Source organism: Buttiauxella ferragutiae (assembly GCF_022637515.1).
GTDB classification, from domain to species: Bacteria; Pseudomonadota; Gammaproteobacteria; order Enterobacterales; family Enterobacteriaceae; genus Buttiauxella; species Buttiauxella ferragutiae.
In genome coordinates, this window is record NZ_CP093332.1 from 2173146 (window position 1) to 2197602 (window position 24457).

General features: G+C 52.2%; 14 protein-coding genes and 4 pseudogenes. 10 read left to right on the forward strand and 8 right to left on the reverse strand.

Annotation, left to right across the window (positions count from 1 at the left end; all coding sequences use genetic code 11):
* Positions 1-11: 11 nt before the first annotated feature.
* From MNO13_RS09965 to MNO13_RS24505, 3 genes and pseudogenes are all read right to left on the reverse strand, one after another.
* On the reverse strand, positions 12-1886 hold the full coding sequence (locus MNO13_RS09965; protein ID WP_241939926.1) for a type IV secretory system conjugative DNA transfer family protein: 1875 nt from the start codon (positions 1884-1886) through the stop codon (positions 12-14).
* A gap of 663 nt (positions 1887-2549) precedes the next feature.
* A complete protein-coding gene (locus tag MNO13_RS09970) occupies positions 2550-2759 on the reverse strand; it encodes an H-NS histone family protein (protein ID WP_422387211.1) in 210 nt (69 codons plus the stop codon).
* A gap of 9 nt (positions 2760-2768) precedes the next feature.
* Positions 2769-2867 (reverse strand): annotated as a pseudogene (locus MNO13_RS24505) (H-NS family nucleoid-associated regulatory protein); the annotation flags it as partial.
* 966 nt (positions 2868-3833) lie between these two features.
* On the opposite strand from MNO13_RS24505, the pseudogene MNO13_RS09975 reads away from it, so the two are divergent.
* Positions 3834-4858 (forward strand): annotated as a pseudogene (locus MNO13_RS09975) (IS3 family transposase).
* Between the two features lie 834 nt (positions 4859-5692).
* Here MNO13_RS09975 and MNO13_RS09980 read toward each other — a convergent pair.
* Positions 5693-5929: a hypothetical protein gene (locus tag MNO13_RS09980; protein WP_232887448.1), complete on the reverse strand. Its 237-nt coding sequence runs from the start codon at positions 5927-5929 to the stop codon at positions 5693-5695.
* Between the two features lie 393 nt (positions 5930-6322).
* Between MNO13_RS09980 and MNO13_RS09985 the strand changes: the two genes are divergently transcribed.
* The 6 genes from MNO13_RS09985 (at position 6323) to MNO13_RS10010 (ending at position 19484) form a co-directional block, all read left to right on the forward strand.
* Positions 6323-7016, forward strand: a protein-coding gene (locus MNO13_RS09985; RefSeq protein ID WP_241939927.1) for an IS1 family transposase whose coding sequence is annotated in 2 segments (ribosomal slippage) — positions 6323-6570 and positions 6569-7016 — 696 coding nt in all. Because the reading frame shifts where the segments join, the coding sequence is not laid out codon by codon here.
* A 371-nt stretch (positions 7017-7387) separates the two neighbouring features.
* The gene (locus tag MNO13_RS09990; RefSeq protein ID WP_241939928.1) at positions 7388-9082 is read left to right on the forward strand and encodes a ShlB/FhaC/HecB family hemolysin secretion/activation protein; all 1695 of its coding nucleotides are present in this window, start codon (positions 7388-7390) and stop codon (positions 9080-9082) included.
* Positions 9082-9627, forward strand: a complete 546-nt coding sequence (locus MNO13_RS09995) for a toxin-activating lysine-acyltransferase (protein ID WP_241939812.1) — start codon at positions 9082-9084, stop codon at positions 9625-9627. The genes MNO13_RS09990 and MNO13_RS09995 overlap by 1 nt, the downstream gene beginning before the upstream one ends.
* Positions 9628-9658: 31 nt before the next feature.
* A complete protein-coding gene (locus MNO13_RS10000) occupies positions 9659-10198 on the forward strand; it encodes an Ail/Lom family outer membrane beta-barrel protein (RefSeq protein ID WP_232887535.1) in 540 nt (179 codons plus the stop codon).
* Positions 10199-10291: 93 nt separating this feature from the next.
* The gene (locus MNO13_RS10005) at positions 10292-19219 is read left to right on the forward strand and encodes a hemagglutinin repeat-containing protein (protein ID WP_241939929.1); all 8928 of its coding nucleotides are present in this window, start codon (positions 10292-10294) and stop codon (positions 19217-19219) included.
* A gap of 1 nt (position 19220) precedes the next feature.
* Positions 19221-19484 (forward strand): hypothetical protein, encoded by a 264-nt coding sequence (locus MNO13_RS10010; RefSeq protein WP_232887543.1) that lies wholly within the window; start codon positions 19221-19223, stop codon positions 19482-19484.
* 62 nt (positions 19485-19546) lie between these two features.
* Here MNO13_RS10010 and MNO13_RS10015 read toward each other — a convergent pair whose 3' ends face one another.
* Both MNO13_RS10015 and MNO13_RS10020 read right to left on the reverse strand, forming a co-directional pair.
* Positions 19547-19819, reverse strand: a complete 273-nt coding sequence (locus MNO13_RS10015) for a hypothetical protein (protein WP_241939930.1) — start codon at positions 19817-19819, stop codon at positions 19547-19549.
* A gap of 17 nt (positions 19820-19836) precedes the next feature.
* A pseudogene (locus MNO13_RS10020) lies at positions 19837-20724 on the reverse strand (IS3 family transposase); the annotation flags it as partial.
* A gap of 57 nt (positions 20725-20781) precedes the next feature.
* On the opposite strand from MNO13_RS10020, the gene MNO13_RS10025 reads away from it, so the two are divergent.
* Positions 20782-22317 carry an IS3 family transposase gene (locus MNO13_RS10025; protein ID WP_241939931.1) on the forward strand — a complete coding sequence of 512 codons (1536 nt, stop codon included), beginning with the start codon at positions 20782-20784 and terminating at the stop codon, positions 22315-22317.
* 28 nt (positions 22318-22345) lie between these two features.
* Here the strand turns inward: MNO13_RS10025 and MNO13_RS10030 are convergent.
* Positions 22346-22594: pseudogene (locus tag MNO13_RS10030) on the reverse strand (transposase); the annotation flags it as partial.
* A gap of 77 nt (positions 22595-22671) precedes the next feature.
* Between MNO13_RS10030 and MNO13_RS10035 the strand changes: the two are divergent.
* Complete coding sequence (locus MNO13_RS10035) at positions 22672-22845, forward strand: hypothetical protein (protein WP_241939852.1); 174 nt, start codon at positions 22672-22674, stop codon at positions 22843-22845.
* Here MNO13_RS10035 and MNO13_RS10040 read toward each other — a convergent pair.
* Positions 22842-23876, reverse strand: coding sequence for an IS110 family RNA-guided transposase (locus tag MNO13_RS10040; RefSeq protein ID WP_064549354.1), 1035 nt, complete (start codon positions 23874-23876; stop codon positions 22842-22844). The two genes, MNO13_RS10035 and MNO13_RS10040, sit on opposite strands and share 4 nt — an antisense overlap.
* A gap of 185 nt (positions 23877-24061) precedes the next feature.
* On the opposite strand from MNO13_RS10040, the gene MNO13_RS10045 reads away from it, so the two are divergent.
* The gene (locus MNO13_RS10045; RefSeq protein WP_241939932.1) at positions 24062-24364 is read left to right on the forward strand and encodes a GNAT family N-acetyltransferase; all 303 of its coding nucleotides are present in this window, start codon (positions 24062-24064) and stop codon (positions 24362-24364) included.
* Positions 24365-24457 lie beyond the last annotated feature (93 nt).

A 24457-nucleotide genomic window follows, 5' to 3' on the forward strand; every position in this document is an offset into this window, starting at 1 on the left:
CATTACCCCCATTAATAATCCAGCAATGACGGGTTTTCCTCTTTATCGGCATTCGGTGTTGTCGTGTCTTTTTCGCCCACCTCATCAAAAAAAAGATCGGATTGAGTTGCTGTGATATCCGGCGTTGATGCGGGTTCGGGGGAAGTTTCCTCCTCGCTAAAATCCAGGGATATGTTTACCGTTGCTGCGGTGGCGGCAATAGCAGGTGACACGGAGGAGATCTCCAGTTCGCGTTTTTTCACCCTGATGGGCGAAATCAGAGAAGCAGAGGGGAGAGTTTTTGTCGTGAAGATGAAGCTGACAAAATCGGGTAGGTTCAGGATCATATTGCTGTCGGTAAAGAAACGCTCGGCCTGTCTGATGGTGCGTTCACTGTCGATAGTCTCTGTCAGCACGGCATCGGTTTTCGCTTTGCGGACCTCATCATCGACTAATATAGTACCGGACATTCTGGCCACCCATTCAGCGGTGTCCGGATCCATGACACGATAAACCAGTTTGAATTTGGCGTTCTCAACGACAGCGCCGACAACGGCGTCACCTTTCAAATCTGCCGGGCAGTCTTTTAAATCGGCAATCGACTGGTGGTCCATAATAATATGCACGCCTTTATCGCGTGCCGCGCCTAAACCTTCCAGCGCGGGCCTGGATAAATGGTATTTCAGTTCGGAAAGATAAATAGCAATGGGGCGGGGCACGTCTTTCACTCGCTCGCGCTTTTCTGCCAGCTGGTACAGGCGAACCAGCAGCATGCGCTGCGCGGTAATGATTTTGCTGTTGCGCATTGAGCCAATCACATAACAGCAACCACCTTCCTCAAATATCGTATTAAGTGAAAATCCTGTCGGCGCATTAATGGCATTGAGCAAGGCCAGTTCTTCAATTTTCCCGAAAAAGGCTTTTATCTTATCTGCAATACCCTGAACGTAGTCACCGTTATACACATCCCGAAGGGTGGAGGCAGTATTACGGGTGACAAATTGTGCGGCTAGCCGAGCCGCTTTCCGGTCATCAATGCGATAAAAGTCCGACTCCTGACCTTTCTCTGCCAGACTGAAACCGGCAACAAAAAGCTCTTCCAGTTCATCGGCGGTGATCTCTTCAATCAGGTTAAACTGGTATTGGGGTTTACGCAGGTCAATTAAGGCAAAAGGTTTGCCTGCATCCTCGCAGGCCTTGCGGTAAAGGTGGGGTGCCCATTCATCATCCTTGGGGTCCATCACAAATACGCCTTCACCGGCCAGAATACTTTGATAAAGTAATATCCCGGTGGCAACGCCCTTACCAGCTCCTGTGGTGCCGATAATATCCGCGTGTTGTTTTTGCCAGTCTTTTAACGGCAAATACATCGGCTGAATATCTCGGTCAATGCCTATAAATAACCCTTTATTCAGGTCGATATAATCCAGCGGGTCATAATGCAGCGTTTCCGGCAGCAGGGATTTCACCGTGCGCACATCGGTGCGTAATTCCCGTTCAAGAGTTGTTTTCCTCACGAGGTGTTTCTTTATTTTGTCTAATTCAGGTGTTAATACCCTTCGCAGCAGAATATGCAAAATAAAACCCGTTACAGTAAAGGTAATCAGCACCGGCCATGCCAGAGCGGGAATGCTGGCGACTACCCGCCCTTGATAAAGCCACTGGAAAATCCAGATAAGTACCGGCCCCATCGTACCGGAAAGAAAACACAGCAGGGAAAAAGCAATAATCAGCTTTTGCCACAACGGGGCTTTTTGCCGTTCATCGCTTTTCATCGACGCGAAAAACGGCATCGTCAGCCCCGATAACAGCGCCAGCATCAGCTGATGCTGTTGCATAAAAGCCATGAAGCTCAGCGCGCCATTCACTATCGGCGACAGTGAAACGGCCAGCTTATTCAAAATCACGATGCCTCCTTCGTCTGCAGTTCGCCCCATGACATCGCCCCATCAGTTCGCCCCACGGTGTCGGGCGAAAAGGCGGGGCGACCATCAGGGACGAAGAAGGTGGCCGCTGTGCGACCATGTGCAGGAAAGCATGCTTCCCGGCACGAAACGGCGTGCGCCAGTACATGCGGGCTGGACGCCCTTATGTAATGTCACATGGGGGTAATGTCGCGGCTGGACGCCGTGCCAAAACCCCCGAAGGTCAAAGGCGGCACACCGTCTTGCGCTACGCGCGACCACCCCCTTTAAGACGCCTGTTTTGACCCTTTTCTTCTCTTTGGTCGTTCCTCCCAAATCGAATTAAAGGGAACCAGGCTTTAAAGGGGGTGGTCGCGCCACGCTACCGGCTTTTGGCCGGAGACTTAGGCTCGACGGTGTGCGGGGCAAGCCCCCCAAATAAACCGACGCGTGGGCGCGTCTTTTTGCTCGCTGGGGCGGCAAAATTTATTCGGCTCCCCCCAGCCTGTTCAGTTCACTTTGGGTGAACGTTCACAGGTGCGTTTGGCGACGCAAATTAGCGATTTCTTCGAAATCGAATTTACTCGCCGCACTGCACTTTTAATCCCATTCGGTGAATGGAATTAAAAGCCTGAAAACCCGCGTATGGACGATGTGCGATTGCTGCTAATAATGTGTAATCAGGAAACTGTCGAGATTTTTTCCTTCATTCAGAGCTTCCTGGATCCGGCGTGGCGTTCGCCCCACGCCGGACCAGTATTTAGTTATGCCATTCTCGGTGGAGACATATTTGGGCTTGCGTCTGGAGTCATTCTTCGGTGCTTCCTCACCGACTAATTCATTAAGAGAAAATTCCTCGGCGGCAATTAATGCCATCAGTTCGTTACGCTTTTCTTCACGATCAAGACGTTGTTTTTCGAATTCTTCATGTTCAGCTTTTTTAGTTTCCAGCGCGGATAAGATGCGAGTATTGAGAGTATTCAGAAAAGCGAAATCAGCAGCTTTTAAAACTGTTTAAGGGTGAGAACCTCGCTTAAATACGAAAGTACGTCAGTGGTTTTCATGGCTATTTATCCCTGAATTTGACACGGGATTATCCACATACCCAGAATCGAACCGGCTCGGCTCGGCTCGGCTCGGCTTGCTCCGCCGCTCCGGTCGCTCCCGTTCGTCTGGAGGCTTTTTAGCTTCTCAGTTCACTGATTTTTTCTCATGTGGATATGAGGATATTGCTTTGTATTTTTATGCGGCGTCAGTACGGTGCCATTGGGGGAAGTGGGAGAGTCTTTCTTCTGCAGTGAAAAGACAAAATTAGTTTTACAGGTGGTTTTGTCTTTCAGACTAATGAATTCCGAAAATGTTTCATCGGGTATTTTGTGCTCTTAAATGCTTTTATCCAGTGCGTGGTTTTTTCTCCCAGAGGATCAGGCAGCGTTTCCTGAGTGACAAATATGTTATAAATAGATGTTCTAATAAGCTTCCCCTTTAATGAATAAACAGCAGTAGAGCAAATGAATCACATCCCTGCTCCGCATTCCGGTTCTGACGGGTTAGCGAGAACATTCAGCGGCACCCTGAATTATGGTTGCGTGACAGCCCGACTCACATTGTTAAAGAACAATATGTTCCCTGGACAAATAAACGTCCATGAATATCATCAGTGAATAATGGTGTGGTCAGGGTGCGTTATCTGATTCAGAACGGAAACCATAAAATCAAACGGGAAATAAAAGAAAAACAGAAAAATAATACAGGTATTTTTGTGAACGTTTCAGATCGGTTTTTACTTCAACCTGCTTCAGACGTAATGTAAACGCCTCGTCCAGGACGTCTTGAGAAGATTACCTTGTCTAAATAACTGCGCGTAATAGTATATCACTGAAGAGTGAGGTAACCTGAGTTTAACGGACAGTCTTTCCTGAAATAGAATGGGGTTAAAAGGAGTTCGTCATGACCAGAAAAACTCAGCGTTACTCGAAAGAATTTAGAGCCGAAGCGATCAAGACCGTCCTGGAGCGGGGCCTGTCGATTAGTGAAGGCGCATCGCTGTTATCCATTCCTGCAGGCACGCTGGGGCAGTGGGTCACCGCAGCAAGAAAAGACCTGGTGACGATGCAGGGTACGTGTTCTGTTGCTGAGCTGGATCTAATGTTCTCCTCCTGCAGAATGCTTTACATGAAGTTCAGCTTGAACGAGATGTGTTTAAAAAAGCGTATTTTGCCCGGGAGTCGCTGAAAAATACGCGTTAATAGAGCAATGGCGACATGAGGCTCCTGTTGTTGTGATGTGCCGGTTATTTGGCGTTTCCCGCAGTGGCTATTACTACTGGGCACGGCATAAATCGTCGAACAGAAAACTGCGTGATGAGCGACTGAAGCTGGAAATTAACGTGGCACACACCCGCACCCGTAAGACCTATGGAACCCTTCGGTTACAGACTGAACTTGCCTTCGATGGGATCACTATTGGCAGAGACAGGCTGGCACGACTGCGCAGGGAAATGGGGTTACGGTGTAAGCAAAAACGCAAATTTAAAGCCACGACAAACTCGGATCACAGCCTTCCAGCGGCACCTAATCTGCTGGGGTAGGTCTTTGCACCAACAGCGCCCAATCAGGCCTGGATGGCCGATATAACCTAATATTGCGACCAGAGAAGGCTGGTTGTATCTGGCGGGTATCAAAGATGTATTAAACGTTATATCGTCCGTGAGATTTATCCACTTATTTTAATCGATCTGGCCCAGGCTAACCGGCACCCATTGACACAGGAGCGTCAATGCGCCAATGGAGAGCTTCTGGGGAACACTGAAGAATGAAAGCCTTAGCCACTATCGGTTTAATACGCGTGAAGAAGACGCTTCAGTCGTGCGGGAATACATCGAGCTCTTCTACAACCGGCAGCGTCGTCATTCCCGGCTGGGTAATCTCTCACCGGCAACCTTCGAGAAGAACGACTATCGAATGGCCGCTTAAAAAAGAACAAAGGGTAGTGTCCGCTATTGCCAGCACACCTCAGACCATTTACTGACCTCATTCGGGTTTTCGTATTCGGGCAGGAGTCCGTCGTTCACGAGTTCATTTCTCCATACAGATACCATAGATGCACTCACACCAAGGGCTTTAGATATTCTCCGATGTGCCCAGCTATAAGGCGGTAATAGCCAGGTTTGCCCCTGCTGCTTTATATCAAAAGGAATTAATTGTGGTGCCATAACGTTATCTCTTCAGTAACAACAAAGCGACAACTATGCTGACACATAGAGGGAATCCATGATCGGAACAAATCGGAATCGGCGATCCTGAGTTTGGAATCAGTGATCGGTTTGCGTCGGAATACGCAGACAACAAAGAAAGCATGGCGACGGTGCAAAAAACACTCAGCCAATCGGTTGTGTGCGAATACAGAAAAGCATTAGACTATCCAAAGCAGGACGATATCGTCCTGTGAAAGCCGGACGGTCATGGCATACTCATGTTTTCAGGAAAAGAAAAAGCGCATGTTACTGAGCAACATGCGCTCATAATATGGCGGTGAGAGAGGAATTTGTGTTTCGACCTGGAACAATCGTGGTGTACTCAACGTTGGCAGTGGCGGAACGGGGGGCTGATTATTAGAATCCAGGGTGCAGTCGTGGCGAATAGCCTAACCGTTACGGGTGATTCCAGTACTGTGTTTATCGGTGATCAAACAGGGGCGCCTGCGGCGACAGGAACACTGGATGCGGATCTAATTTATTACCAAAACGAAAGAATGGAGCAGGGTGATAAATGGCGGCAATGCTATTGATGTCGCCATTTGAGAAAAAGTCACCGTTCTATTCCTGCGAGTCTGGCCCCCTGAACTCTCGTGACTTCATATTTCAATTCGACTGCTTTGTTCTGGCATTTCTGCAATGCCTTAAACCAGTGTTCTTGTGTTGGTATTATAGAAAGATCTTGTGATACGTCGATGATATAAAGTAATCGTCCCATACCAAGATCCCCTGCAATTAAGCAAGCAATTTTGGTTGTACCCATTAATTTAATACACGCTTTACGCATCATGATTAGTCCTGGTTAGCCATTGATGTGAATGTATATTCTAAGAGAAGATCGCAATAAGCATTGACAGTGTTTCACGATTGATCTTCCCTGAAGATATGATATGGCAGAAAATAAGTGGTGAATCAGTGATCAATACTGGGGAAATGATATATCCATTGCTTTATGACGTAAAAATCATCATTGAGTAATGATTCTGTCATTTACTGTATAAAAATACAAAGCACATATAAGAAACGTAATAGAAGATTCTCGGATGCTTGCTTCAGAGATGTTGTAATACTGAATCCAGATCCGGAAAGCAGGCCGTATAAATTAACCGGGGATGATACTACAGTGGTAATGCTTCCAATTAGTTGAAGGCTCATGGAAAATACGGGTTTTTAAGGTGCTTCAGTGGTCACTATCGCCGTTCATTGCCCCCGTTGTCAGTCAGCCCTGGTTTACCGTCACGGACAACATCCTAAAGGTCGTGACCGCTTTCGATGCCGTGAGTGCCATCGGGTATTTCTGCTCACATATACTTATGAGGCCAGAAAACCCGGCGTTAAAGAGCACATTACCGAAATGGCTTTCAACGGCGCTGGCGTTCGGGATACCGCAAGAGTGCTGAAAATCGGCATCAATACCGTTTCCGCACTCTAAAAAACTCTCGCCGAAGCGAATAACGTCTTCGCCAGTCACCCATGCTGATGTGGCCCTCATCTGCGAACTTGATGAGCAATGGGGCTTCGTTGGCAGTAAAGCCCGGCAACACTGGCTCTGGTACGCGTATAACACCAAAACAGGCGGCGTGGTGGCCTACACCTTCGGTCCCCGTACGGATGAAACCTGCCGGGAACTACTGGCGTTGTTGGCTCCGTTCAATGTTGGCATGATAACCAGCGATGACTGGGGCAGTTATGCAAGAGAAGTACCGAAAGATAAGCATCTGACTGGCAAAATCTTTACTCAGCGCATTGAGCGAAACAACCTGACGCTGCGCACCCGAATAAAACGCCCCACCCGTAAAACAATCTGCTTCTCACGCTCTGTCGAGCTCCACGAAAAAGTCATCGGGGCCTTTATTGAAAAATACATGCTCTACTAATTGGAGGCATTACCTGACAGATTATGGTCGTGAATTCACCGTTCGGGCTGGCGCTATGTTCGGGGGTATTCTGAACGGGGGGATTTTATTGCTGTCACGCTGGAGAAAAATACCAAAAAATATTTATACCAATAAATACCCTCAGTGAATATGCCTTGCAAACATATTCTCTCTGAAGTTCGAATATTCTGAAAATATAAAAACGATTAAAAATGTTGTGTGAATTCCAGCTCTTTTTTGTTATTCAATGGTTGCCGGGGTAAGAGGTCTTAAATATGGTTTCTGTTGAGCCAGATATCAGCATGGCGTTAATTTTGTCATGCAGGACGATGAATCTCTCCCGAATAATTCAATAACAGAATAATTTCAAAATGAATATTTCAGTGAAGAAAAGGATTGTCGCGCTTTTAATTCTGACCCTGACACCACCGGTCCTGTCTTTTGCGGCTGTTGATGACCCCCAGCCAGAGCAACAGTTCCTTAATCAGCAGCATCGTCAGCAAGATCTCGAACAGCAACTGACGCCGGTTGCACCGGATGTCAATCTTTCCCCGGCACAACCATCACTCCCCAAAAAGGGTTTCCCGACCGAAATACCCTGTTTCCCCATTTCACAGGTTGTGCTCAGCGGTACGCAGGCGTTGCCCCACTGGCTGCCTTTGCAGCGACAGGCGGAAAAGGCTGTCGGGCATTGTCTGGGCGCAAAGGGGATTAATTTATTGATGAGCCGGCTACAGAACACGCTGGTAGGGCATGGCTACGTCACCACCCGCGTGCTTGCCCCGAAACAGGATTTGAAATCCGGCACTCTGCGCCTGGTCATGATGGCCGGTTATATCCGGAATGTTCGTCTGACGCCGGACAGTAATACGTATGCCACGCTTTATACTGCTTTCCCGGCTCACCGTGGCAACGTACTGGATTTGCGTGATATTGAGCAGGGTCTGGAAAATCTCCAGCGCCTGCCGACGGTTAACGCCAGCATGGATATCGTCCCCGGCGATAAGCCCGGGGAAAGCGACATTGTGATGACCCGCCATCAGGAGCGGATGTGGCGTGTGGATACCTCTCTTGATGACTCCGGTTCGCAGACCACGGGCGAATATCAGGGCAATCTGACGCTGTCGCTGGATAATCCGTTCTCTCTCAGTGATTTATTCTATCTTTCAGGCTCTCACAACCTCGATGGCAACGGCGGGGGTAAATCTTCCCGGAGTCTGACGGGTCATTACTCGGTACCGTTTGGTTACTGGCTCGCGGGTGTCACCGGCAGTGAATACGATTACGTACAAACGGTGGCAGGCCTGAATGGTGATTATCAGTACAGCGGTAAAAGTAAAAATATCGATTTCCAGGTCAGCCGTTTGCTGCACCGCAGCGGCAGCCAGAAAACCACCCTGATCGCCGATGTGCTGGCTCGTGAACAGAGCAACTTCATCAACGATACCGAAGTGGACGTCCAGCGACGTCAGACCGCCGCCTGGAAGCTGGGGTTGCAGCACCGTCACTATATCGGCAGTGCCACCCTGGATGCAGGCGTGAGCTACCAGCGTGGGACGCGCTGGTTTGGTGCGCAGCCAGCGCCTGAAGAATACTGGGGCGAGGCCACAGCACTCAGTAAAATTCTCCAGTTAAACGCGCAACTCAGTTTGCCATTCTCTGTCGTCGGGCAGAACTTCCATTTTACCACCCGCTATCAACGCCAGATGAGTCATACCCCCCTGACGACACCGGACATGATTTCCATCGGCAATCGCTGGACAGTGCGGGGTTTTGACGGTGAAAGAACGCTTACCGCCAGCCATGGCTGGTATGTCCGCAATGATATTGCCTGGCTAACCCCGCTTCCGGCACAGGAACTTTACCTGGGGGCCGACTATGGCGAAGTGAGTGGTACCGGAAGTGAAACGCTGGTGGGTAAACATCTTGCGGGCGGTGTTATGGGTTTGCGGGGGCAATATCTGCGAGCCAGCTACGACCTGTTTGCCGGTATCCCACTCTCAAAGCCTGACGGCTTTAAAACCGACCCTGTAACAACCGGATTCAGTCTTAGCTGGAGCTACTGATGGAATGGAAAGGTTTCACCGTACAGTGCCCGCTGGTGCTGGGCGGTAGCGTGAGTGAAGCTGAAGTGCTGGGGGCCAGTGTCTGGCTGTGGATGCATTCTGCACGACATAAAAACGCCCCGCTGGAAGCGCTTGCGACGATGTTGTTGCCGGCGATTAAAGAACGACAGTACGTGCTGGCTCATCAGGAGGGTAAGCCGGTGTTCTTTATGAGCTGGGCCTGGTTTGATGAAGATGCCGAGCAGCGCTATCTCACCCGGCTGCCTCTGCCACAGGAGAATGACTGGCGCTGCGGTAACCGGATGTGGGCAATCGACCTGGTCGCCCCCTTCGGACACACACGGCAGATGATCAATCTGGTGCTGAGTGAACTGTTCCCCGAACACTGTTTCCGGGCGCTCTGGCACCGTGGGCGTGAACGAGGGAAGCGCGTGAAACATTTCCGGGGATACCGGGTTTCACGTCTGGCATTGCAGGACTGGCAGACAGCGCACCCGTTATGTGCAGATGTTCAGGAATGCGGTTTACCCGGGGGCAGGGAATAGCGGCCCATAACGAAGAGAAGAGGAAAAATCAATGAAGAAGGTGATAACGGGGCTGGCCCTGGCGGGATGCGTGATGGCGTCTCCGGTGGCGCTGGCTGCAAACCAGACAGTCAGCGTGGGATATGCCCACAGCAAAATTGACAATGCTTTCGACCTCAACGGGATCAATCTGCAGTATCGCTATGAGTGGGACGCTTCGTGGGGAGTAATGGGGTCATTTAGCTGGATGAAAGGGGATAAAACCTACCACGGTGACTTCTACACCTCTGATGCTAAAGCGAAGTATTACTCATTAACGGCAGGCCCGACTTACCGTATTAACGACTGGATCAGCCTGTACGGCGCTCTGGGCTTTGCTCATGTCAATACGAGTGAAGACATTGACTATTTCGACAGTTCGAGTGAAGCGCGCTCCGGTAATTCCACCTCGCTGGCCTGGGGGGCTGGGGTCATATTTAATCCTGTTGAAAATCTGTCAGTGAACGTGGGTTACGAGGGCACTAATGCTGACTACTGGAATAAAAACTATGCCATCAACGGATTTAATGTGGGCGTTGGCTGGCGTTTCTGAGTGAGCTCTTTTCACGCGTCTCTGGGCGCGTGTTCCTTTCCGGATATTGCCCCGAGGCTGTTGTGGGGCACTGACCAGCGGGAGTCAACGGCAATGAATAAACTTTTTTACCGTATTATTTTTAACCAGGCCCGTGGCCTGCTGATGGTGGTGGCAGATATCACACGCTCCCACCGTGCCGGGGTGTCGCCTTCATCTGATCCAGACAATAAAACACCGGCTGAATTGACCGCACGGCTATCACCGCTGGCGTTGGGTTTACTCCTGACGTTTGGCTGGATTACGCCGGTCACGGCAGGGGTTGTCGCTGACCGCAGCGCGCCAGGTAACCAGCAGCCGCAAATCACCCACAGCGCCAGTGGCACCATGCAGGTGAATATCCAGACTCCGAGTACGGGTGGGGTATCGCGCAACACTTACAGCCAGTTTGATGTGGATAACCACGGCGCCATTCTCAACAACAGCCACAGTAATACACAGACCCGTCTTGGCGGGATGGTGGCAGCAAACCCGAATCTGGCGAAAGGGGAAGCAACAGTTATCCTCAATGAGGTTAATTCCCGTGACCCCAGCCAGCTTAAAGGCTACATCGAAGTCGCCGGGCAAAAAGCGCAGGTCGTCATTGCTAACCCTTCAGGCATCAGTTGTGATGGCTGTGGTTTTATTAATGCCAACCGCGCGACGCTCACCACCGGAACCCCACAGTTCAGCCACGATAACCTGACCGGCTACCGGGTGAATGGCGGGGAAATCACCATTACGGGGAGTGGCCTGGACAGTTCTGCTCAGGACTATACCGATATTATTGCGCGTAGCGTGAAGGTCAATGCAGGGGTTCGTGCCCGTGACCTGAAAGTGACCACTGGACGTAATCAGGTGGATGCGGCACATCAGACCATCACCGCACTGGATGATGACGGCAGCGCAAAGCCGGGTATGGCGCTGGACGTTTCGGCGCTTGGCGGCATGTATGCCGGAAAAATTCGTCTGACGGGTACCGAAAAAGGCGTGGGAGTCAACAACGCGGGTGAGATGGGTGCCACGGCGGGAAATGTGGTGCTGACCGCTGACGGACGTATTGAAAACAGCGGACAAATCAGCAGCTCTGGCGACACTCAGATTGCCAGCCATGGCGACATCAGTAATAGCGGGGGGATTCACAGCCAGCAGCAAATCACGATAAGCAGCGATGGCACGCTCACCAATAGCGGTTCGCTGGCCAGCGGTGGCTCGCTGACGGCCAGCGCGAAAACCGTCAACAGCACGACGGGCAGCCTGCTTGCTGCCGGTGTGGACAGCGCCGGAAAGCTGACGCAACCGGGAGATATCACCCTGAGCGCCGACGGGCAGCTCAGCGCCAACGGGCGGAACCTGGCCGGTGGCGGTATTCAGGCAAAAGGCAAGGGAATGGATATCAGTGGCAGCCAGACGGCAGCAAAATCAATCTCACTGGATGCGCAGAACGCAGACTTGTCGACCCGCAATGCGACCGTTGAGGCGGAACAAACGCTGATTGCGCACACGACCGCCGCGCTGAACAACGATGGGGGATCGCTGACGGCGAATAAGCTCACGCTCTCGTCCCACGACCTGAGTAACCGCTCAGGCATGCTTGTTCAGGTCGGTGAAGATGATTTCAGCCTGAATCCGGCAGGAAAGCTGGATAACCACGGTGGCCATATTCGCAGCAACAGCAAGAATCTGACGCTGAGTGCGACAGCTCTCGATAACAGTGAAGGGGAAGTGACTCACGCCGGGGCCGGTGAGTTACACCTTGCCGCCGAGCAGGGTATCAATAATGAAGCCGGTTCTGTTAAGAGTGCCGGAGATCTCATCTCAGCGTCTGTCGATTTTAATAACGCCAGCGGTCAGTTTGCGGCCACGCGGAAGCTGGATCTGAAAGCCACAACGCTGAGTAACCAGAGCGGCAGCATCGACAGCGGCGGTGATGCTGCCATTGCGCTGTCAGGGGGGATGGATAACCGCCAGGGCAAACTGATTAGCGGCGGGAAGCTGACGCTCACCACCACGGATCTGCTTAACCAGCAGGGGCTCCTGGCGGGCGGCGGTGCATTCTCACTGCACGCCAGCTCTCTCGACAACCAGGGGGGAAACATAAAAGCCGGTGGTAACGCACAGTTCGCCATCAGTCAGCAGCTTGATAACAGTCACAACGGGGTTATCGGAACGGACGGTAACCTGGATGTGCAGGCCGCAAGCGTACTGAACAACCAGGGGAAACTGATTGCCAGGGGCAACGGGAAGATTGACAGCGCGCTTATCAATAACCGTGGTGGTCAACTGGCGGTGCAGTCGGTGCTGGATTTACACGCTGACACCCTGAATAACGATGACGCCGGGCAGCTGCAAAGCGGTGGCGATATGACGCTCAAGGTGAGCCACCTCAGTAATACCGGCACCGTCGATGCTGGCGGCATCAGCAGCAATGGTCACCTTACGCTTACCACCTCTTCGCTGGATAACAACACCGGCCTGCTGCTGGCAGGAAAAAGCCTGACACTGCTCAATACGCTGTTGGCGAATCAGGGAGGGCAGATAGTCAGCCAGGGGGCGCTGGCGGTTTCTACCACTGGCGATCTGAATAACCAGAACGGTGTGATTCAGGGGAGCGGTATCACGCTTGATACGCAGGGGCACGCGCTGAATAACCAGAGCGGCACGCTATACAGCCTGGCGGCGCTGGCAGTAAACAGCCGCGACCTGAACAATCAGGGCGGTACGCTGGGCGCAAAGGGCGATACCACGCTGACCGTCAGTACCCTTGATAACCGCAATAGTGGACGGGTGGTGTCAGCGCAGTCTGCCCTGGTGACCGCGCAGAGCCTGCAAAACCAACAGGGTCAGATCCAGAGTGCCGGCGATTTAAGGCTGAATCTGACCGGGCTGTTGAATAATCAGCACGGGCTGATACGAAGCGGGGTCACCACCACCGTGCAGGCTCAGCAGGCAGATAACAGCAACACGCAGGGAACGGATCAGGGGATTGAAGGGCAGACAATTGCGCTCACCAGTGATTCGCTGAATAACCAGGAAGGCAGCCTGCTGGCGAATAGCGACCTGACTCTGACGGTTGCCGGGGCGCTCAATAACACCCGGGGGCTGATATCCGCCAGCCGTACGCTGCTGGCAAAGGGGAGTGCGCTGCAACTGACCAACACCGGAGGCACACTCAGTGCCGGTTCACAGCTGACGCTGAATGCAGATAGCCTGAGCGGTGATGGAAAGCTGCTGTCTGTCGGGAATATGACCGTCACCAGCCAGCAGGATTTCAGCAACCAGGGAACGCTGATTGCTAACCAGAATCTGACCCTGACCATCAACGGGGATGGGGTTAACAGCGGGAAGATTCTGGCGGGAGACACACTTACCCTGAACGCAGATAACCTCTCCAACCTGAAAAGTGGCGAAATTAATGCCGGAACCGACAGGCTCACGCTAGCTAAAACCCTGACGAATACCGGCCTGATCGATGGCGGGTTGACCTGGCTTGAGGCGAACACACTCAACAACACCGGGAGTGGGCGCATCTACGGCGACAGCATCGGCGTGAACGTGATCACGTTCAACAATAAGGCCGCCGACGGTGTCGCCCCGGTGCTGGCCGGGCGTATGCAGGTCAATATCGGGGCGCAAACGCTCAATAACTACGCGCATGCGCTTATCTACAGTGATGGCACTCTGTCTGTGGGCGGCCAACTGGCCAGTGATGGTGCCGTCACCGGGCAGGCCGGGGAAATTAACAACCACAGCGCCACGATGGAATCTGCCGGTGACACGCAGTTAAACGTTAAGCGTCTGAATAATATCAACGACCATTTTTCCACGGAGAGGGTGACGGTATCGGTGATTGATAAACTCCTGTACCAGTGGAAAGGCGTGACCTATGACACCGCAGATTACAAGGTGTCGCTTAACAAAGATGAGACCTGGATTATCTGCATTGAAGGTGTGACCTGCCATGACTCCGGAAGCGGGGATAACTTCAATGAGTACCGCTATACCGAAACGACGAAAGAGACACAGGTCAAAGAGAGTGACCCGGCGAAACTGCTGGCGGGGGGCAACCTGACGATTAACGGTAACACGGTCTATAACGAAAACAGTGAGATTGTGGCCGGTAAGACCCTGACGGTTAATGCGGACAATGTGGACAACCACCAGACGGAAGGTCAGCGTATTATCACCGACGACGGAACGCTGAAGCATTATTATCGCAAGCATCATAAAGGGGGAGACTCGCCGGGGATCGATACCTCTGACTACAGGCCACCGGACACCATTCAGACCATAGCGCTCAACCCGGGGCGGATGGACGGTAACAGTCGCTTTAGTGGCAGTGGTGAAACGATTGACGCTCAGGGCAACCGCACGACAGATGTCAGCACGGGGGGCGCTGGAAATACCAGTACCCATGTGAACGGCAGCAATAAAACACCGGTGCAGATACCGCCCGGCACGCAGTTTGATGTGGCACCGGAAAGCGGTGAGAAGGATACCGTGATCCGCACCGTGACACCGGATACCCGGTTGCCGGACAACAGCCTGTTTACTGTCATGACGGACAATAACAGCCGCTATCTTGTCCAGACGGACCCGCGCTTTACCAATAATAAGAAGTGGCTTGCCAGCGACTATATGCAGGAGCAGCTCGGCCTTGACCAGACCATGAAGCGCCTGGGTGACGGTTACTACGAGCAGAGACTGGTACGAGAGCAGATTATTGCGATGTCTGGCAGGCGTTATCTTGACGGGTACAGCAGCGACGAAGAAGAGTATAAGGCGCTGATGGACAACGGCGTGGCGTTTGCAAAACAGTACCACCTGCGCCCGGGTGTGGCGCTGAGTGCAGAGCAGATGGCGAAGCTCACCAGACCGCTGGTCTGGCTGGTCAATAGCACGATTACCCTGGCGGACGGGTCGCAACAGACGGTACGGGTTCCTCAGGTATACGCTCAGGTGAAAGCCGGGGATCTGAATAGCCGCGGTGCGCTGATGTCCGGCGGTAATGTTGCAATGAACCTGACTGGCAACCTTGCCAACAGCGGGGTGATTGGCGGACACAAAGCCACAAGCATCACCGCAGAAAATATCCTGAATAATGCCGGCAGTATTCAGGGCGCGGATGTCAGCCTGACGGCCCGCAACGACATCACCAGCATCGGCGGTAGCCTGCAGGGGCTGGATTCCCTGGTGGCGAACGCCGGACGCGATATAAATATCACCACAACTACCCGTAGTGCGGGCAGCCAGAACGTTACCAGTCAGTTCAGCCGGACCACACTCGATAAAGTCGCCAGCATGTCGGTGGTCAATGACGGTGGCACCCTGGTGCTCAACGCCGGGCGTGACGCGAACCTTACAGCGGCGCAGGTAGTGAATTCGGGCCACGACAGCAAGACGCTGCTGGCCGCCGGGCGCGATGTGAACCTGAACACCGTGACCACGGCAAGCCAGGATGATGTGGCATGGAACAAGGACAACACCCTGCATCAGGCACAGCGTAACGAGGTCGGTTCAGACATCGCCGCAGGCGGTGGCGTGTCGGTCGCCGCCGGGCAGGACATTCATGTCCGGGCGGGCAACATCAACGCGAATGACGCTCTGAATCTGGCGGCAGGTCGCGACATCAGCGTTGTCAGCGGAGAGAACCACAGCGAGCTGGATGAGCGCCACAAGGAAACGGGCAGCAGCGGGATGTTCTCAAAAACCACCACTACTACCCGCGACACCTGGAACAACAACAGCGCGCAGGCAAGCCAGCTTGGCGGTAACACCATCTCCCTGGGGGCGGGGCATGACCTGCTGATTAAAGGCAGCGGTGTGGCGGGGACGCAGGATGTTTCGCTGCGTGGCGGGCATGATGTGACCCTCACGGCGGCAGAGGAAAGCCATCAGGAACTGCACCTGATGCAGCAGAAAAAATCCGGTCTGTCCGGTACCGGTGGCATCGGTATCAGCTACGGCACCCGTGACCTGAAAACCACCGATACCACCACCACGCATAACAGCGCGGGCAGCACGGTCGGCAGCGTCGGCGGCAATGTGAAAATCGTGGCGGGCAATGGCCTGACGGTGAAAGGGTCGGACGTGATTGCCGGGGGGAATATGGCCCTGCAGGGCAAACATGTCGACATTCTTGCCGCCGACAACGACAGCAGCCAGACTCATAAAGTGGAGCAGAAAACCAGTGGCCTGACGCTGGCGCTGAGCGGTACGGTCGGCAGTGCGATAAACCAGGCTGTCACCACCGTCAGCGATGCGCGTAAAGAAGACAGTGGCCGGCTCGCGGCTCTGGATGGTGTGAAAGCGGCACTGAGCGGTGTGCAGGCGTATCAGGGAAACCAGCTGGCGCAGGCACAGGGTGACCCGGGCAGCATGATTGGCGTCAATCTGTCTTACGGCAGTCAGAAGTCCACGTCGACCCGGACACAGACCAACCACGACAGCCAGGGCAGCACCGTTCAGGCGGGAAAAAACCTCAGCATTCACGCCACCGGCAGCGACATCACCGTGCAGGGGGCGCAGATTAAAGCCGGCAATGACATCACGCTTGAGGCTGCGCGCGATGTGAACCTGCTTTCGGCTGAAAACACCCGCCAGCTTGACGGCAAAAACGAGAGCCAGGGGGGCTCGGTGGGCGTGGGCATTAACTTCGGCAGCGGCAGTAACGGGATTTCAGTCAATGCCAGCGTCAACAAAGGCAAAGGCAGCGAAAAAGGCAACGGCACCACACACACCGAAACCACCCTTGATGCGGGTAACCGCCTGAACATCACCAGCGGGCGCGACACCACCCTTACCGGGGCGCAGGCTAACGGCGATAAAGTGACGCTGGATGTGGGGCGCAACCTGACGCTTTCCAGCGAGCAGGACAGCGACAATTACGATTCGAAGCAACAGAATGCCAGCGCCGGCGGCAGCGTCAGCATGGGCGGTGGCAGCGCGTCGGTGAGCCTCAGCCAGGACAAAATGCACAGCACCTGGGATGCGGTGAAAGAGCAGAGCGGTATCTTCGCGGGTCACGGCGGTTTTGATATTACCGTCGGCAAACATACGCAGTTAAACGGTGCGGTGATAGGGTCAACGGCGGATGCCAGCAAGAACAAGCTCGATACCGGTACGCTGGGCTTCAGCGATATCGAGAACAAAGCGGATTACAAGGTCGAGCACCAGAGCGTCGGCATCAGCACTGGCGGCGCTATCGGCAAAGACTTTGCAGGTAACATGGCAAACAACCTGTTGGTCGGTGCGAACTCAGAAGGGCATGCCAGCTCGACAACGAAAGCGGCGGTATCGGAAGGGACTATCGTTGTTCGTGATACCGCCAGTCAGAAACAGGACGTCAGCACGTTAAGCCGTGATGTGGAAAACGCCAATCCGGGGTTGGACGTTATCTTCGATAAAGAGAAGGAACAGAACCGCCTGAAAGAAGCGCAGTTGACAGGTGAAATAGGTAATCAGGCAATGGATATTGCCAGAACCGAAGGGGCTATCGCGGCGACCAAAGCGGCAAACGAGAAGATGAAGACCGTGCGCCCGGAGGACCAGTCAAAAGCTGAAGCACAGTGGCGCAAGGCCAATCCGGGCAAGGAACCGAAAACGGAGGACATCAGCCAGCAGGTTTACCAGAACTTCTACAATCAGGCGTTTAATGACTCCGGGTTCGGTACGGGCGGCAAGGTTCAGCAAGGGATGCAGGCCGCTACCGCCGCCATACAGGGCTTGGCCGGTGGGAACATGGCCGCAGCACTCGCCGGTGGCGCAGCGCCATTTATTGCAGAAGTGATAGCCAAAAGTACCGATGATCTGGCGGCACGAACGTTGGCTCATGCGGCGGTGAATGCGGCGATTGCAGCAGCGCAAGGTAATAATGCGTTGGCGGGTGCAGCCGGAGCCGCAACGGGTGAACTTGCCGCGGGTATCATCAAAGACCAGTTGTATGGCAAAGACACGCCAATCAGTGAGCTGAGCGAAGAGCAGAAGCAAACCATCAGCGCGTTGGCAACCTTGGCCGGTGGTCTGGCAGGTGGATTGGCAGGGGATAGCTCGGCGGATGCAGTGGCCGGAGGACAGGCGGCGAAAACGACTGCGGAAAATAACTCGTTAAGCGGAGATAAGGCACGAGCAGCGGTTAAAGAGAACACTGAGGTAATGAAAGCTCAGGTGCGAGAAAAAATGGGGGATAACATCGCTTCCCAGCTTACCAATGGTGTACTGAACGCGGTTAGTGAAGCCGGTGATCTAGCGATGGCCGGTGGTGATACGGTACTGGATGCTGCTATGGCGCTGGCAAGTTGCGCAACCGGAGATAATTATTGCAGCACAGCGATCAATGACCTGAATAAGAAAGATCAGGCGGCTGGAAACGCCCTGAACTCGCTAGTTAATGGTGATGCGTGGAATGCAATCAAAACGACAGCGGTGAAAGCCTATCAGGGAGATCAAGTTGCTCTGGAGAATCTGGCAGGGGTATTAACGGGGATAGTGGCACCGTCAAGTAAAGTGCCGTTTACTGGGAAAGGTAGCTCTGTAACAGAGCAGACGGTGAAGACGACTAACTCAATATCTGATCATGTAAAATCTAATATCGCTCTCAGCGAAAAAGCTCGTGAATCATCTAATTTTGCGATTCATTCTGCAAAATCTGATCAATTGCAATGGGGGTACGCCGCAGATGAATGGAGTATGACAACCCTACCGGCAGGAAGTAAAGTCTACGGGGGCATACCTGGGCAGTCTGCGTATTATACTACTGAGCAAACGCTGCTAAATGCTAATTTTGGCCGGGAGTCACTGTTCCAAAGTTTGCAGGTTTCACCTCATCCTGAGTTCGGTTATCGGCCAACAATGGGCGTGTATGAAGTAATTAATCCTATAGTTATTCCGTCGGGTATTGTGTGGGAAAACCCCTTATTAGGACCTGGCGGAGGAACACAGTTCTTTATCAAAGATTACAATAACAATCTGAAATTAATAGATAAGATTGATTTAGGAAAATGAAATGTTCAAATCCCCACATATAAGCCAAGCAGTAGCCATCGCGATAGCAGCAGGTTACATGGTTAAGGAAGTCTCTAACGGTTGGTCTAAAGTAGATCAGGTTGTTCATATGTCTGGCAACTTGACTGCTGATGTTCGTCAGTCCATCGAAAAAGAAGAACCTTCGTTAAGGTATTGGTCAACTGACAGAACACCACATAATCCAGCTGAAGAGGGCTTTACCTGTGATGAGTACAAAGTTGCTATGTCATTCCCTAAAAGCTAATTAACCAGACTCTTACTATATAAGCGTCAAGAACCCCGACCTTCAAGTCGGGGTTCTTACTTCTAGGCATTGAAAATAGTCAGTGTTCGCCGCCTGACTTCGATCCTGCCCGATGCGAGGGTGATGTCGATGTATTCCGGTTGGGTGATGTCAATCTCGGTGAGCCAATCCCCGCCGATGATCAGTTCACCATTATCGAGAACCCAGTCGGCACTGAGATCCGGGCGGTTCTGGCTCTCTTCGCACACCGCTTCCCAGAGCTGCGGGTCGTTGACGATATCGACGTAAAGCGCCGAGTTCTGGTGCCGAACCGCAATCCAAGTGATCCTACCCACGTAATGTGGCCACGGCCCTAAGCGAGGTTCTGGTTTTCAAATTGTTCGGGACTGAGACCGCCACAGGCACTGTGTCGACGCCACCGATTGTAATCACTCTCGATATAATTAAATACCGTCATCCGCATAATTTCCCGGCTGATAAAGCGTTCCCCGTGGATACATTCCACCTTCAGCGAGTGGAAGAAGCTTTCCGCGCAGGCATTGTCGTAACAACATCCTTTGGCACTCATGCTACCGCGCAGATTATGCCGCTTCACCAGCGCCTGATAGTTCGCCGAACAGTATTGCCCACCGCGATCTGTATGGACAATGACATTTCCCGGTCGCTTACGTCGCCAGAGTGCCATCTGCAGCGCATCGCAGGACAGCTGCGCTGTCATCCGCGACGACATCGACCAGCCGATGACAGCCCGCGACCACAGGTCAATCACCACCGCGAGGTACAGCCAGCCCTCGTCGGTGCGAAGATACGTGATGTCTCCTGCCCACTTCTGATTCGGGACACTCGCGTAAAAATCCTGTTTCAGCAGATTTTCAGACACCGGAAGGCCATGTTCTCTGTAGCTGACCGGGCTGAACTTCCGGGCAGCCTTTGCACGAAGTCCCTGACGTCGCAGGCTGGCGGCAATGGTTTTGACGTTGTACTCAGGCAGCTCGTCAGCGAGACGAGGCGCACCATAACGCTGTTTTGCCTCAGTGAATGCCTTACGGACAGCAGTATCACAGACGAGTCGGAACTGCTGACGTGGTGTTATCTGCTGACGACGCAGACACCACGCATACCAGCCGCTGCGGGCGACCCGCAGTACCCGGCACATGGCTTTGACGCTGAACTCAGCCCGATGATTTTCGATGAAGACATACTTCATTTCAGGCGCTTCGCGAAGTATGTCGCGGCCTTTTGGAGAATGGCCAGCTCGGGGGTGCGGATGTTTTCCTGGACTCTCAGGAGATAATCTATGTATTCACACGAGGATCGGCTTCGCGCTGTTGAGCTTTATTTTAAATATGGCAAAAAGGTCGTACAGATAGTTCGCGAATTGGGTTATCCGTCGACAAAACAACTCAGACGCTGGGTTCAGGCATGGCAAACCAGAGATGTACTGGTTGAGCGTGTGCGTCGAAAACCACGTTATACCGATATGAAAAAGCATGCCGCTGTGGAGCACTACCTTAAGCAAGGTTGCTGCCTGGCATTTACTTGTAGAACGCTGGGTTATCCCAGTGACGTATTGCTGAGTCGCTGGGTGGATGAACTTCATCCCGGTAGACGTCAGATCCTCTCCAATTTAAAAAATCTGCATGCTCCCTTTGACACTGAGGTGAAGCGCCAGGCTGTCAGCAATCTCTGCATCCGGTCCGCATCCGCCCGCGAAATCGCGCAAAAGGTTGGTGTCAGCCGCCAGCAGCTATATAAATGGAAGGATGAACTGATCGGTAACGAGGATTATCTCGCCATGCGTAAAAACAAGGATCTTTCCACTGAGAAGGATCGTGACTCACTGCTTGATGAAGTCACTCGTCTTAAACAACAGATCCTACGCCAGCAGATGGAACTGGATATCCTGAATAAAGCGGAAGAACTGATAAAAAAAGACCGGGGCATCAGCGCTCAATCCCTGACAAACAGGGAAAAGACACTGGTTGTTGATGCCCTGAGACACGCACATCCCACAGCCAGGTTGCTCGGTGCTCTACAGCTTGCCCGCAGTAGCTATTTTTACCATCGTGCATCACTGTGCCTGGGTGATAAATATGCGGCCATTCGCACCACAATGGCAGAGATTTTCAATGGTAACTACCGTTGTTATGGCTATCGGCGATTACATGCAATGCTACGGCACGAAGGTCTGGTGCTCTCAGAAAAAGTTGTACGCCGGCTGATGGCAGAGGAACAGCTTGTAGTGAGTCGTTCCCGCCGCCGGCGCTACAGCTCGTACTGCGGAGAAATCGGCTCTGCACCCGACAATCTAATCGCCAGAGATTTTAAAGCGGCTTTGCCGAACCAAAAATGGTTGACGGATATTACGGAGTTCCAACTCCCAGCAGGAAAAGTGTGGTTGTCACCCGTGTTAGACTGCTTCGATGGTAAAGTTGTGAGCTGGTCACTGAGCACGCACCCAAATGCAGAGCTGGCTAATACGATGCTGGAAGACGCGATCGATACGCTAAAAACAAGCGAGAGTCCGATTATCCACAGCGATCGGGGTGGGCATTATCGCTGGCCAGGATGGCTGGCGAGAGTGAATGCAGCGGGTCTTATCCGCTCAATGTCTCGCAAAGGCTGTTCACCGGATAATGCGGCCTGCGAAGGGTTCTTCGGCCGTCTGAAAAATGAAATGTACTATGGTCGGGACTGGTCAGGTGTGACGCTGAATAATTTCATGCAACATGTAGATATTTACATCAGGTGGTATAACGAACGCCGTATAAAGCTGTCGCTGGGTGCAATCAGTCCGGCAAGATATCGGCAGCAACTTGAGATCACACAATAAAACAGTCCAGGAAAACATCCGCACCCCCCTCCTCTGCCTGTTCCGCCAGTTGGCGCTTAAGACGGGCAATTTCAACGGACATTTCCTGCTCACGTTCGGAAGAGCTGTGGGCATTGTTAATCTTACTGCGCCATGCGTAGAGCTGGGATTCGTACAGGCTGAGTTCCCGGGCAGCGGCAGCAACACCGATGCATTCAGCGAGTTTCAGGGCTTCACTGCGAAATTCAGGGGAATGCTGTTTACGGGGTTTTTTGCTGGTTGATACTGTTTTTGTCATGTGAGTCATATATGGACGCCCAGTGTTATGCAAATACTGATTTGATACGGTTCGCTGTCATATATCCGGCGTCATTTATGGAAAGAGGTTTCCTGCGCCATGATGTCATCCGCACCCTGTTTCCTTATCACCTCACCGGTATGTTGCTACCAGAACTCACGCCAGGATTTTACAGGGTCGGTCTGCCGTTTTCTCATCAGTGTCTGCAAACTCAGTTAAACTATGGTGATTCCAGAAAAACGGGCAATTAGTTTGTTGCAAAAGCTTTGTTAATATTGAAATTTTCTGACCCTGTTAATAATCGCCAGATAATGCGTGTGAGCTTATTAGCCAATGCCACCGTCGCTTTCATTTTGCCTCTTCGCTCAATAAGATGTTTCATCCAGCTTCCCAGTGCATCATCGCGCTTCTGTGACCAGAACATGACTGACCGTGCTCCATGGATAATCAGCGTTCGGAGATCACGGTTTCCATTTTTAGTCATTGAGGACAGGTTGTTTTTTCCTCCCGAACTACGCTGCCTGGGTACAAGACCACACCAGGAAGAGAGTTGCCTGCCATTCGTAAACTGTTCTGCATTGACCTCACTTAGAAATGCAGCGGCAATGAGAGGTCCTACTCCCGGTATCGTCATCAGTACTTTGTATTTTGGGAGCTGTTGACATAAAGCCAAAATGTTGTGTTCCGTCGAACGGATGCGCTCATCAAGCAAATGAAGGTTTTCCAGTAACGAAAAAAGTAAACCGCGTAATACCGGGGAAATATCCAGCGCCGGATCTTCAATAAGTTCAGGCAATCGTTGTGACAGGATATGAATGCCCACAGGGAGTTCAATCCCCTGTTCAGCAGCCAGTGCCCGAGCTTGATTTGCCACCGCCGTGCGTTGTTCGACCATTAGCTGGCGGGCGCTGCGAAGTGCTTTAATATCCTGTTGCCCGACGGTTTTTATCGTCACAAAATGGATACCAGGGCGTAGCGCAGCCTCACAGATCGCCAGTGCGTCATTAGCATCATTTTTCTGATGACGGGTAAAAGCCTTAACATGTTGGGTTGGGATAAGGCGAACGAGAAGCCCGATTGACTTGAAGGTTCGTCCCCAGTAATGCGAAGTAGCGCAAGCTTCCATTGCAATCAACGTATTAGCTGGAAACTGGCGAAGGGTATCCAAAAGTTTATTTCTGGGAATTTTTCGATTGGATGCAACAGTTCCATCACTCATCCAGACACATACCTGAAAAACAGACTTAGCTAAATCGATCCCGACAACTTTTATCGAGTTCATGATGTTGTTCCTCTGCGAATAGACATTCAGCATAAGTGTGGCAGAACTTAGGCTGGGAAGGGGCGTCCATCACATCACCTCTGGTTGAGAGTTTACTCACTTAGTCGTGTGTCCACTATTCGCGGGTAGGATCACACAAGGTTGTTTGTAAGAACCGCATTATCGCTTTCGCGTGTCCCTCTATCTTGCACCCATCCCCTCGCTTTAGTGGACAAATGCTCATTAAAGAATTGTTTGTATCCGAGACGTTTAGGGGGATGGGAATCGGACGCGGTTTGATGAGACATATAGCAAAAGTTGCCCAAGAAAAAGAGTGCTTAAGACTCGATTGGTTATCAGTCAAGGCTGATAATCGAGCCCAGGATTTTTATCAGTCTGTGGGGGCTAAGGTCATTGAAGGTGTTAACTATCACCGTCTTTTTGGACAAGCCATATCTGACCTGGCTAAAGCTGATGATTTATGTATTGTTCTTTACTCTCGCTGTTAGTGGTTATTAAATATCTTCAACTTTACGGCTTCTCGCTCACAACTGCCCAAAGTAACCCATGTGGGCAGTTTAGTGTCAGATATAGTCATTCGC